Source organism: Bradyrhizobium sp. SZCCHNS1050 (genome assembly GCF_032484785.1).
Lineage (GTDB): Bacteria > Pseudomonadota > Alphaproteobacteria > Rhizobiales > Xanthobacteraceae > Bradyrhizobium.
Genome location: NZ_JAUETR010000002.1, coordinates 1,147,412 through 1,159,855, shown reverse-complemented (window position 1 = coordinate 1,159,855; position 12,444 = coordinate 1,147,412). Strand labels below are relative to the sequence as shown.

General features: G+C 66.1%; 7 protein-coding genes, 1 tRNA gene and 1 pseudogene. 3 read left to right on the top strand and 6 right to left on the bottom strand.

Annotation, left to right across the window (positions count from 1 at the left end; translation table 11 throughout):
- Positions 1 to 66: 66 nt before the first annotated feature.
- Together hpaD and QX094_RS29730 are read left to right on the top strand one after the other, a co-directional pair.
- Positions 67 to 981, top strand: a pseudogene (gene hpaD / locus QX094_RS29735) (3,4-dihydroxyphenylacetate 2,3-dioxygenase); the annotation flags it as partial.
- A 168-nt stretch (positions 982 to 1,149) separates the two neighbouring features.
- Complete coding sequence (locus QX094_RS29730; protein ID WP_316185901.1) at positions 1,150 to 1,668, top strand: hypothetical protein; 519 nt, start codon at positions 1,150 to 1,152, stop codon at positions 1,666 to 1,668.
- A 72-nt stretch (positions 1,669 to 1,740) separates the two neighbouring features.
- Here the strand turns inward: QX094_RS29730 and QX094_RS29725 are convergent, their stop codons facing one another.
- The 4 genes from QX094_RS29725 to QX094_RS29710 form a co-directional block, all read right to left on the bottom strand.
- On the bottom strand, positions 1,741 to 1,899 hold the full coding sequence (locus QX094_RS29725) for a hypothetical protein (RefSeq protein WP_316185902.1): 159 nt from the start codon (positions 1,897 to 1,899) through the stop codon (positions 1,741 to 1,743).
- A gap of 231 nt (positions 1,900 to 2,130) precedes the next feature.
- Complete coding sequence (locus tag QX094_RS29720) at positions 2,131 to 4,359, bottom strand: tetratricopeptide repeat protein (RefSeq protein WP_316185903.1); 2,229 nt, start codon at positions 4,357 to 4,359, stop codon at positions 2,131 to 2,133.
- 229 nt (positions 4,360 to 4,588) lie between these two features.
- Positions 4,589 to 4,662: transfer RNA gene (locus QX094_RS29715), tRNA-Gln, on the bottom strand.
- Positions 4,663 to 4,843: 181 nt separating this feature from the next.
- The gene (locus QX094_RS29710) at positions 4,844 to 5,551 is read right to left on the bottom strand and encodes a TetR/AcrR family transcriptional regulator (RefSeq protein WP_315714478.1); all 708 of its coding nucleotides are present in this window, start codon (positions 5,549 to 5,551) and stop codon (positions 4,844 to 4,846) included.
- A 167-nt stretch (positions 5,552 to 5,718) separates the two neighbouring features.
- On the opposite strand from QX094_RS29710, the gene QX094_RS29705 reads away from it, so the two are divergent.
- Positions 5,719 to 7,998: an arylsulfatase gene (locus QX094_RS29705; protein WP_316185942.1), complete on the top strand. Its 2,280-nt coding sequence runs from the start codon at positions 5,719 to 5,721 to the stop codon at positions 7,996 to 7,998.
- An 18-nt stretch (positions 7,999 to 8,016) separates the two neighbouring features.
- Here the strand turns inward: QX094_RS29705 and QX094_RS29700 are convergent, their stop codons facing one another.
- Both QX094_RS29700 and QX094_RS29695 read right to left on the bottom strand, forming a co-directional pair.
- Positions 8,017 to 11,157, bottom strand: coding sequence for a multidrug efflux RND transporter permease subunit (locus QX094_RS29700; protein WP_316185943.1), 3,141 nt, complete (start codon positions 11,155 to 11,157; stop codon positions 8,017 to 8,019).
- Positions 11,154 to 12,335: an efflux RND transporter periplasmic adaptor subunit gene (locus QX094_RS29695; RefSeq protein WP_409977903.1), complete on the bottom strand. Its 1,182-nt coding sequence runs from the start codon at positions 12,333 to 12,335 to the stop codon at positions 11,154 to 11,156. The genes QX094_RS29700 and QX094_RS29695 overlap by 4 nt, the downstream gene beginning before the upstream one ends.
- Positions 12,336 to 12,444: the final 109 nt, after the last annotated feature.

Below are 12,444 nucleotides of genomic sequence, written 5' to 3'. Positions count from 1 at the left end.
CTGCCTTCCAAGCAAACGGTCGGCGATGCCGGCCGGGGGAACGACCGGAAGGGAGACGAGAGGAAGGGCAAGCTCGCACTGGCGGCCAAGATCACGCACGTGCCGTCGATGTATCTCAGCGAGCTGGATGGTCCGGCCAAGGGCAAGCGACAGCCGGCGATCGACGGTCATATCGAGATCGGCCGGCGCTGCCGCGAGGCCGGCGTCGACACCATCGTCGTGTTCGACACCCATTGGCTGGTCAATGCCGGCTACCACATCAATTGCGCGCCGCATTTCGAGGGGCTCTACACCTCGAACGAGCTGCCGCACTTCATCGCCAACATGACCTATGAATACGACGGCAACCCGGAGCTGGGCCACATCCTCGCCGAGGGCGCCAACGCCCATGGCGTTGCCACCATGGCCCACGATGCGACGTCGCTGGCGCTGGAATACGGCACCTTGGTGCCGATGCGCTACATGAACCCCGACCGCCACTTCAAGGTCGTCTCCGTCTCGGCGCTGTGCACCTCGCATTATCTCGCCGACAGCGCCAAGCTCGGCTGGGCGTTCCGCCGCGCGGTCGAGGATCATTACGACGGCACGGTGGCCTTCTTCGCCTCGGGCTCGCTGAGCCATCGCTTTGCCCAGAACGGCACCGCCGACGAGTATCGCGACCGGATGTTCAGCCCGTTCCTGGAGCGGCTCGACCACGAGGTGATCCAGATGTGGGAGCACGGCGAGTGGCCGGATTTCTGCGACATGTTGCCGGAATATGCCAGCAAGGGACATGGCGAGGGCTTCATGCACGATACCGCCATGCTGCTGGGCGCGCTCGGCTGGAACCACTACGACCGCGGCGTCGAGGTGGTGACGCCGTTCTTCCCGTCATCGGGGACGGGCCAAATCAACGCGGTGTTTCCGGTGTCGCCGATGCCGCAGGCGCTGGACGACGTCGGCCGACCGCGCGCCGCCGCACTCGCGGGCGGTCGGCTGTAGCGCCTCTCACCAGACCTCCGCATGCCCGAGCATCTCGATGATGTCCTCGGGATAGACCTGATCGGCGGTTGCCGTGAGCTCGGCTGGTCGCCGCCATTTGCTCGATGTTGAACCGCGGCGTCGGCCGCGCGACCAATGTGGGACGGATCGGAGGCCGGTGACCGTTCAATGCTGACGAGAATTCTGCTGCTGACCGCAATGCTCATCGCGCCGGGCATTGCCACTGCGCAGGCGCCGCATCGCGAAGCCTGCAACGTCGAGGCCGACGTCACCGACCGCGATCCGAATGGTGCCAATGTCCGTGCCGAGCCTGGCGGCAGCATCGTCAAGGTCCTGAAAAATCCGACCAGCGATAGCTGGATCGTCGTGCATCTCGTCGCGCAGCAGGGCGACTGGTTCGAGATCGACCGGGCCATGCTGAACGACGTCGATCAGGGCAAGGAGACCGTGATCTTTCAGGGCAGGGGCTTCCTGCATCGGAGCATCGTCGGCGCCGGCGGCCTGCAGAACGGCGCGGCGATCTACCGCGATCACGCCACATCGAGCGCGAAGCTCGACCCGCATGCGAGCGGTGACCAGGCGGTCGAGCTGCTCGGCTGCTTCGGCGACTTCGCCAAGATCCGCGTCAAGAAGGGCATCGGCTGGACCCGGCAGCTCTGCACCAACATGGTGACGACCTGCTCGTGACAGCGTGCGCTCGCCGAGCTCCGTCGCGGGCAGCCCGTTGACCACGGCTGCGTTGCAGGTCGTCGCGCCTGCTCAGGCCGCGTGCTGCTGGTGCTGCGACAGCCGCTCGCGCTCGCGCCGGCACCCGGCCGCGAATTGGCGCAGCCGCTCGATCGTCAGCGCGTCGGTGATGCTCCGCTCGAGCCGCTCGGCCCGCTCGATCTGATCGTCGAGGTCCATCAGCTTGGTCATGTCCCGTCTCCCTGGCCAGACAATTTGAAGCAAATTGCATCGTTCCGGCCGGATGAGGATCGTGGTGAATGACGGGTTAATTCCGTGATCGGGCGCACGCTGGAAGGATCGTCCCGGCGAGCCGACGATGGATCGGCCGGACTGCGTCGTCGATGCACCGCAAGCGTCGGCATGGGTCGAACGGCGCACGGGCGCGACGCTGTGCCGGCCCGACGAGATCTGATTCGAGCGCTAGCCGGTCGTCGCTCGTGCGCAATAGTCACGCCAGAACGTCCGGTATCCCTGTTCCACATGCTGCGTGTAGAGCGCGCCGTTTCCGGCGGCTGAATTCAACACCCTGGCGGGCAGCTCGGCACGGAGCGCGGCAAGCTCGCCGGGCCGCGAGCAGAATTTCAGCGCTGTCGCGAGATAGCCTTCGTCGTCATCGGCGACCCACGCGTCGAGGCCGACTGCCTTGACGATCGCGCCGCCCGCCCGTGCCGAGGGGGTGCTGCCGAGCTTGGCGACGACAGGCACGCCCATCTGCAGCGCCTCCCACGTCGAGATGCCGCCATTTTGCGGGAACGGATCGAGTGCGATGTCGATATCGGCGAACATCGCAAGATGCTCCTCGCGCGACGTCTTTCCGACGCAACGGACGCGTTCCGCGGCGATGCCGTGGGCGACGAAGCGGGCGATCAAGCCGTCGCGCAGCAGGGGATCGTTCATCGCATGGTTCTTGACGACGATCATCGAGCCCGGCGTCGCAGCCATCAGCTTCGACCATAGAGCCAGAGTCGGCTCCGAAAACTTGTCGGCGCGATTGAACGAGCCGAAGGTGACGTGGCCGTTGCGAAGCATCGGCAGCGGCGACGGCGGAATTGGAGGCGGCGGTTCGATCGTGATCAGCGACGGCAGATCGTAGATCTTTTCGGCAAACAGATGCCGGACCGCGGCCGGAATCGTCACCGCATCGGCCAGCAGATAATCCATCACGGGCAATCCGGTGCCAGTGACGCTGCCGACGGCCGAGACCTGGATCGGGGCAGGCTTGCGCGCAAACAGCGTGAGCCGGTGGCCGGCTGAATGTCCCGAGAGGTCGACGAGGATGTCGATCTTGTCGGCCCGGATCTGCTCGGCGAGCTTGTCGTCGGTCAACTGCCAGGCCTCGACCCAGCGATCGACCAGCGAACGGCACAGCTCCGTCTTGGCGTCCCTCGTCGGTGAACACGAATAGCCGACGATTTCGAACCTGGCGCGATCGTGATGGCGAAGGATCGGCAGGAAGCCGAGCGCCGCCGAATGCTCGCGGAAATCGGACGACACGTAGCCGACGACAAGGCGCCGGTCCGGGTCCAGATTCCGCTCGCCGAGCGGCAGACGTGGCAACCGCGCGCCGATCGCCTCCCACCAGTGTCTCCGTTCTGCCTGGAGACGTTCGACCCCGACGTCGGGCAGGAAATCCAGCGCGAAGATCTTCTTGGTGATCGCGTCCTCGTAGTCCGGGTTGATCGCGAGCGCGCGGTCGTAATCCGCAATCGCCGTGGCGATGTCGCCTTGCATCGCGGAGCAGACCCCGAGCAGGGTCCAGGCGCTCTCCTGCTTCGGGTTCTGCGCCAGCATCTTGTCGATGAGCGAGGTCGCCAGGGCGATGTTGCCGCGCACGAGCGAAACCGTGGCCTTGCCGCGCAGGGCGTCTTCCAGCAGCGGTTCGAGGGCCAATGCCGCGTCAAAATCGGCTTCCGCCTCGTCGAACTTGCCCTGCTCCTGATAGGCTCGCCCGCGCTGGGCGAGGGCAGGGGCCGCAGTCGGATTGATCGCCAGCGCCGACGTCAGCGCGGCCACTGCAGTATCGAAGTTCCGCAGGTTCATGCTGACCAGGCCCTTGCCGAACAGGGCCGTCAGCAGCCGCGGCTGCAGCGCGAGCGCGCGATCGAAGCTCTGACCGGCGTCTTCGTACCGGCCCGTGAGCAGCAGCGCCATCCCGCGATTGGCGTGGGCGTCGGCATAGCCGGGCTTCAGCGCGATGGCGCGGTCGTGCGCTGATATCGCCTCGTCGAAACGCGACAGGCTCATCAGCGCATTGCCGAGATTGGTGAGCGCAGTCGGGAAGTTCGGCTGGAGTCCGATGGCGCGTTCGTAACGGGTGCGAGCCTCGTCGTAGCGGCCGAGCCGGAACAGCGACAGGCCGAGATCGGACTGGGCTTCGGCCGAGCGCGGGTCGACCTCGATCGCGCGTGCCAGGACGAGCACGGCTTGGTCGAAACGGCCGCAGTCCCGTTCGGAGACGCCGAGCAGATGCAGGGCGCCGAAATGCTGCGGCAGGTCCTGCAGGATCTGCTGGCACAGGGCCTGAGCCTCCGGATGCCGGCCTTCGCGGTAGGCCTTGACCGCCGCCGGCAACAGCACGTCCGCCTGTCTCTTGGCCCGCTTTTGCAGCCTTGCGTTCTGGAAGGCACGGGAGCCGACGCTGCTTTGCAAGTGTTTCCTCCACAGAACCGGTCCATTGCTCGCAATGGTTGTTCCGTTCTCGCCGATTCGCAATGAGCAGACGTTAACGCGCGGGACGCGTGCCGAAGGGGTGGCGGACGCCGCAGCGTGTCCGCGCCTTGAGGATGGATCTCGTGCCCGAGGCAAAAACGACCCCGATGCTTCTCAGATCACGAGGATGAGGCTGTCGTGCTTCAGGCCGTCGCGGCAGTGATCAAGCTGGCTGGGGAACCTGGATTCGAACCAAGACAAACAGAGTCAGAGTCTGTTGTGCTACCGTTACACCATTCCCCACCGGAATGCCCTGCAGTTTCAAGCAATTGCCGCACTGTCTGGCACCGTTTTGCGCGCCGGCCGGCAAAGCAGGGCGGCGACGACGGGTCCTTCTACCCGCATGTCTCAGGCTTTGGCAAGCCGCTGGATGACGGATTTCCAACGTGCTCTGCCGCCCCGCCGCGCCACGGGCCGGCAGGGTCTAGCGTTTGCCTCTCGCGGCCTGCGGCTTTCGCGGCGCGCCGTCCGGGCCGGCGCGCAGCAGCAGGACCAGGCAGGCGCCGAGCCGTTCCGCGATCTCGTCATCGTCGATCGACAGCGGGCCGGGATCGTTGAGGACGGCGTTCACCAGGGTGCCGAGCACGACCTGGACGCCGAACGCGACCGTCTTTCGCGCCTCCGCTGTTCGCGACCGCGTGCGCGAGGCCGGGCCGGCGCGCCGGCCCGCAGGCAGCAGGAGCAGCGCCGCACGCTCCGACAGTGCCTGTGCCAGCTCCTTGAAGCCGCTCCAGTGGTTCGGTCCGGGCTCGCTGCGCACGAGCGCTGCGCGTAGCACGCCCTTGTGACGGCGCATCCACAGCACGGTGCCGCGCACCAGCAGGTGGCATTGCGGGTCGCCCGCGCGGACGGGATCGGGCGGCGGGAGTCTCAAGAGCTGTTTCCGCCCGTCCGCCAAAGTGAGCGCGAGCAGGGCGTTGAAGTAGGCCTCCTTGCTGTCGAACCGGCTGTAGAAGGCGCCGACCGTTGCCCCGATATGCGCACAGAGGTCGCTGATCGACAGCTCCGCGAGGCTGCGCGTGCGCAGCAGCTCCTCGCCGGCCATCAGCAGGGCAAGCGTCGTCTCGCGGCTGCGCTGCTGCCGCGACGGGGTCACGCCGGGCAGGTGGTCCGGCGCGATCCGCTGCGGCATGTCGCTGGCTCCATCTGGAATAATAATGATAACTATGATTATGATCCGAGGCAAGCCTGGCCGTGCCACCCAGCCCCGGGGCGTCGCGGATCCCAGAGCAATCACAACGATAAACTCGTACGGGCTGCGAGGCGCAGCCGGGACGCGAGCGAGAGGGAGGACGAGGCATGAGCGAGCCCGCATTCGGCGGTACGATCGGCAGGACCATCGCAGGCTCCAGACCCTGGTGGCCGGCGCCGCAGCAGCCGCCGAAGGGCGCGCCCAACATCCTGGTGGTGCTGTTCGACGATGTCGGCTTCTCCGATTTCGGCTGCTACGGCTCGCGGATCCGCACCCCCGCGATCGACGGGCTGGCCGCGCAGGGCCTGCGCTATTCGGGCTTCCACACCACAGCGATGTGCTCGACCACACGGGCGGCACTCCTGACCGGTCGCAACCATCATTCAGTCGGCGTCGGCTGCCTTGCCAATTTCGACTCGGGCTATCCCGGCTATCGCGGCAAGATCGCGCGCGAGGCGGGGACGCTGGCCGAGATGCTGCGCGCCCATGCCTATCGCAACTACATGGTCGGCAAATGGCACGTCACGCCCTTGACCGAGAGCGGCGCGACCGGGCCGTTCGACGGCTGGCCGCTGGGGCGCGGCTTCGACCGCTTCTATGGCTTCCTCGACGCCGAGACCGATCAATATGCGCCGGAGCTCGTGCTCGACAACACCCATGTCAGCCCGCCCGGCAGCTACGCCGACGGCTATCACCTGACTGCCGACCTGGTCGATCAGGCGATCCGCTTCATCGCCGACCACACGGCCGACCGGCCCGAGCTGCCATGGTTGACCTGGCTCGCGCTCGGCGCCTGCCACGCGCCGCATCAGGCGCCGCACGACATCATCGAGAGCTACGACGCGGTCTTCGCCCATGGCTGGGACGCCGAGCGCGCGCAGCGGCTGGCGCGGCAGAAGGCGATGGGGCTGGTGCCGGAGAGCACGGACCTGCCGCCGCGCAATGATGGCGTGAAGCCCTGGGAGGCCCATTCCGAGGATGAGCGGCGCGTCTTCACCCGGCTGCAATCGGCCTTCGCCGGTATGCTCGATCATGCCGACCTGCATCTGGCCCGGCTGCTCGCTTTTCTCGACAAGGCCGGCCAGCGCGACAATACGCTCGTGATCGTCATGTCCGACAATGGCGCCAGCCAGGAGGGCGGGCCGCTCGGCTTCGTCAACGCGATGGGACCGTTCAACTTCAAACCGGAGCCGATCGCCGAGAAGCTCGCGCGGATCGACGACATCGGCGGGCCGGATACGCACTCGAACTTCCCGCATGGCTGGGCGATGGCGTCGAACACGCCGCTGCGCCGCTACAAGCAGAACACCCATGGCGGCGGCATCCGCGATCCCTTCATCGTCTCCTGGCCGCAGCGCATCGCGGCGCGCGGCGAAATCCGCCACCAGTTCGTCCATGCCTGCGACCTCGTGCCGACCCTGCTCGACCTGATCGGCATCGATGCGCCGGCCATGATCGCGGGTGTGCCGCAGATGCCGCTCGAGGGCGTGAGCTTCGCCGCCTCGATCACCGATCCGGCGGCACCGTCGAAGCAGGTCGCGCAATATTTCGAGATGTTCGGCCATCGTGGCCTCTGGCACGACGGCTGGAAGGCGGTGGCCTTTCACCCGTCGGGCACGCCGTTCGACAACGATAGATGGGAGCTGTTTCATCTCACGCAGGATTTCTCCGAGACGCATGATCTCGCCGCCGCCGAGCCGGAGCGGCTCGCGGCACTGGTGAAGCTGTGGTGGGAGCAGGCGGAGGCGCACCAGGTGCTGCCGCTCGACGATCGCTTCGGCCCGCGCTTTGCCGAGAACGCGGCGCGTTTCCACGGCGCGCGCACGCGCTTTACGTTCCACGCCGGCATGGGCCATGTGCCGACCGACGTCGCGCCCGACGTGCGCAGCCGCGACTATCTGATCGAGGCCCATGTCGAGATCGATGCAGAGGGCGCATCCGGCGTGCTCATCGCCCATGGCGATGCGACGTCGGGCTACAGCCTCTACGTCAAGGACGGTCATCTCGTGCACGATCTCAACATCGGCGGCCGGCACGAGATCATCAGCTCGACCCGCCCGGTGCCGGCGGGATCGCATCGCCTGGGTGTCCGCGTCGAACGTCTCAGGCGGCAGACCGAGCCGGCCAAGGCCGCGCGCACCGGCATGAGCCGGTACACGTTGCTGATCGACGGCGAGGAGGCCGGCGCGCTGACGACGCAGCTCGCCTTCCACACGCTGATCTCCTGGTCGGGGCTCGACATCGGCCATGACCGCGGCAGCCCGGTGTCGGACTATGCGGCGCCGTTTGCGTTCACCGGACGGCTCTCGCACGTGACCGTGACGATGCAGGACGAACAGAATCTGGACGGCGAGGGCGTGGCCACCGCCGAGATGGCGCGGCAGTAGGCGGCGACAAGCGGCGGACTATTCCGCCGCTTCCTTGACCGGAGCTGCGGCCGCGGTCTCGGGCTCGTGGTCGATATGCGTGCGGCCCCAGCGCGCGAAGGCGTTGTTGACCTTGTCGAGATAGAGATAGACGACCGGCGTGGTGAACAGCGTCAGCATCTGGCTGACGATCAGGCCGCCGACCATCGCATAGCCGAGCGGCTGGCGGATCTCCGAGCCGGTGCCGTTGCCGAGCATCAGGGGCACGCCGCCGAGCAGGGCTGCCATCGTCGTCATCATGATCGGACGGAAGCGCAGCAGGGCGGCCTGGCGGATCGACTGCTCGGGCGGCAGATGCTGGTCACGTTCGGCGGCGATGGCGAAGTCGACCATCATGATGCCGTTCTTCTTCACGATGCCGATCAGCAGGATGACGCCGATCAGCGCAATCAGGCTGAAATCGTAGCCGAACGCCATCAGGATCGCGAGCGCGCCGACGCCGGCCGAGGGCAGCGTCGAGAGAATCGTGATCGGGTGAATGTAGCTCTCGTAGAGGATGCCGAGGATCAGATAGACCACGACGAGGGCGGCGAGGATCAAGAGCGGCACGGTCGACAGCGACTGCTGGAACGCCTGCGCAGTGCCCTGAAAGCTCGAGTTCAAGGTTGCCGGCGCGCCGAGCTCGACCATCGCGCGCTGCACCGCATCGGTGGCCTGGCCGAGCGCAACGCCCTGGGCGAGGTTGAAGCTGATCGTGATCGACGGAAACTGACCCTGGTGGCTGATCGACAGCGGCCGCACCGGCACGTTGGTCCAACTGGCGAAGGTCGAGAGCGGCACCTGGTCGCCGGTGGTCGGCGATTTCACGTAGAGCTTGTTGAGCGTGTCGATATTGCCCTGCAGCTCAGGCAGGATCTCCAGGATCACGCGGTAGGAATTGAGCTGGGTGAAGTACTGCGCGACCTGGCGCTGGCCGAACGCGTCATACAGCGTGTCGTCGATCAGCTGCGGCGAGATGCCGTACCGCGAGGCGGTGTCGCGGTTGATCGTGAGCTGCACGGTGGTGCCGTCGGCCTGCTGGTCGGTGGCGACGTCGCGCAGCTGCGGCAGCGAGCGCATCTTCTCCAGGATCTTCGGCGCCCACTCGTTGAGCTCGGCGAGATTGGAGTCCTGCAGCGTGAACTCGAACTGGGTTCGGGACGGTCGGCCGCCGAGGCGGACGTCCTGCGCGGCCTGCATGTAGAGCCGGGCTCCCTCGACCTTCTCGAGCTGCGGCCTCAGGCGTGCGATGATCTGCTGCGCCGATGCATCACGCTCGTCACGCGGCTTCAAAGTGATGAACAGATTGCCGGTATTGCCGGCGCGGCCGGAACCGCCGATCGCCATTGCGACGCTGGCTACGCCCGGATCATCCTGCACGATCTTGGCCAGCGCCTCCTGGCGCGACTGCATCGCCTTGAAGGAGATGTCCTGCGACGCCTCCGACGCGGCGGTGATCAGGCCGTTGTCCTGCTGCGGGAAGAAACCCTTGGGGATCAGCACGAACAGGTAGATCGACAGGCCGAGCGAGGCGAAGAACACCATCAGCGTGGCGAAGCGCCAGCGCAGTGCGATGTCCAATCCCTTCTCGTAGGCCCTGAGCAGCGCCTCGAAGCCGCGCTCGCTCCATTGGTAGAATTTGCCATGAGCCTGGTGGCCGCCGCGCAGGAAACGCGAGGCCATCATCGGCGTCAACGTCAGCGAGACGAACATCGAGACGAAGATCGTCATCGCCAGCACGACCGCGAATTCGCGGAACAGGCGCCCGATGATGCCGCCCATCAGCAGGAGCGGGATCAGCACGGCGACCAGCGAGATCGAGATCGAGACAATGGTGAAGCCGATCTCCTTGGCCCCCTTGTAGGCGGCAGCCATCGGGGACTCGCCTTCCTCGACATAGCGAGAGATGTTCTCGAGCATGACGATGGCGTCGTCGACGACGAAGCCGACCGCGATCGTCAGCGCCATCAGCGAGAGGTTGTCCAGTGAATAGCCGACCCCCCACATCATCGCGCAGGCGCCGAGCAGCGCGAGCGGCACGGTGATCGTCGGGATCACCGTGGCCCAGAAGCTGCGCAGGAAGATGAAGATGACCATGACCACGAGAAGGATGGTCAGGAGCAGCGTGAACTGGACGTCCTCGACCGCGGCACGGATGGTCGTCGTGCGATCCGACATCAGCTCGACCTTGATGGCCGGCGGGATCGCCGCGACCAGGCGCGGCAGCGTCGCCTTGATCTTGTCGACGGTTTCGATGACGTTGGCGCCAGGCTGCTTGAAGACCACCAGGAACACGCCGCGCTTGCCGTTGGCCCAGGCGGCCTGCTTGGCATCCTCCGGCCCGGTCACCGCCCGGCCAATGTCACGGACGCGCAACGGACCGCCATTGCGGTAGGCGATGATGACGTCGTTCCAGTCCTTCGACTCGGTGAGCTGGTCATTGGCGTAGATGGTGTAGGCCCGACGCTCGCCGTCGATGTTGCCCTTCGGGCTGTCGACCGTGGTGATCGCGATCTGGCTGCGCACGTCCTCCATCGAGAGGCCCTTGGCGACCAGCTTGGCCGGGTCGATCTGGATACGGATCGACGGCTTCTGCTGGCCGCCGATGATCACCTGGGCAACACCCGAGATCTGGCTGATCTGCTGCGCGAGCTGCGCATCGACGGAGTCGGAGACCGTCGTCAGCGGCAGCGTCTCGGACGTGGCGGACAAGATCAGGATCGGCGCGTCCGCCGGGTTGACCTTGCGGTAGGTCGGCGGCGACGGCAGGGTCTTGGGCAACTGGCCCGAGGCAGCGTTGATGGCGCCCTGGACGTCGTTGGCGGCGCCGTCGATGTTGCGGTTCAGGTCGAACTGGATCGTGACCGATGCGGTGCCCAGGTAACTGGTCGATGTCATCTGGGCGATGCCGGGGATCTGTGCGAATTGCCGCTCCAGCGGCTGGGCGACCGAGGTCGCCATGGTCTCAGGGCTGGCGCCCGGCAGATTGGCGGTCACCTGGATGGTCGGGAAGTCGACCTGCGGCAGCGGTGCGACCGGCAGCAGGGGGTAGGCGACCAGGCCGATGAACAGGATACCTGCCATCAGCAGCGAGGTGCCGATGGGGTATTTGATGAAGGGTGCCGAGATGCCGCCGTTCATTCCTGCCGGACCTTAGCTGGCGCCGGCTCCGAGCTGGCCACCGCGGTGGTCACGACCGAGCCTGGCTGAACTTTGAATTGACCGCCGGTGATCACCTGCTGGCCGGGGGTCAACCCCTCTTCGACGACGGTACGGCCATCGAGCGAAACGCCGACCTTCACCTTGCGCAGCTCGGCCTTGCTGTCCGGGCTCACCGTGTAGGAATACAGCCCGTTGGTCGAATGCTGGACGGCGTCGTCGGGAACCACCGTGGCATCCTTCAGCGTCCGCACCAGCAGCCGCGTCGAGACCGACTGTCCGGGCCACAGCACGTGGTCCTTGTTGTCGAACACCGCCTTCAGCCGGATCGTTCCACTCGACGTGTCGACCTGGTTGTTCACGACCATCAGCTTGCCCTCGGCGAGCTGCTTCCTGCCGTCGGTGGTGAACGCGATCACCTTCAAGGGAGCGGTCTTCTGCGCCTCGTTGATGTAGGGCAACTGCTCCTCCGGCGCGGTGAAGATCACCGCGATCGGCTCGATCTGCGCGATCGAGACCATGCCGGTCTGGCTCGAGGCGTTGACGATATTGCCGATGTCGACCTGGCGGAGGCCGGCGACCCCGGAGATCGGCGCCTTGACCTGGGTGTAGCTGAGCTGGGTCTGGGCATTGGCGATCGCGGCGTCGTCGGCGGCGATCTGTGCCGTGAGCTGTGCGACGGTGGCGCGCTGGGTGTCCTGCTGCTGCCGGGTCGCGAACTCGCCGAGCTTGGTGGTGCGCTGCAAATCGAGATTGGCGTTGTTGAGATTGGCCTCGTCCTGCGCCCGCTTGGCCTTGGCCTGGTCGAGCGCGGCCTGGAACGGCCTCGGGTCGATCTCGACCAGCAGGTCGCCCTCTTTCACAAGCTGGCCTTCGGTGAAGGCGATCTTGTCGATCTGGCCGTCGACGCGGGTGCGGACCTGGACGGTGTTGAAGCCTTGCACGGTCCCCAGGCCGGTGAGGAAGACCGGGAAGTCCGTCTTCTCGACCGGCACGGTCGAGACCCGAACCGCCTGCGGTCGGGCCGATGTCTGCTCAGCGGTCTTTTTCGCTGCCTCGGCGCCCTGATGACGCTGCCAGCCGTAATAGCCGGCGCCGCCGAGAGCCGCGACGAGCAGGATCCAACCGAGGGTTCGTGATGTCTTCATGCTGGCCCACATGCTGAGACGAACAGGATAACCGGTCTTTAAAACCATTCCCAGCATGCCAGATATAGTACGCACGCAATTAATGTGTAAACACACGAGCGCGTGGACAAACCTAAACAAT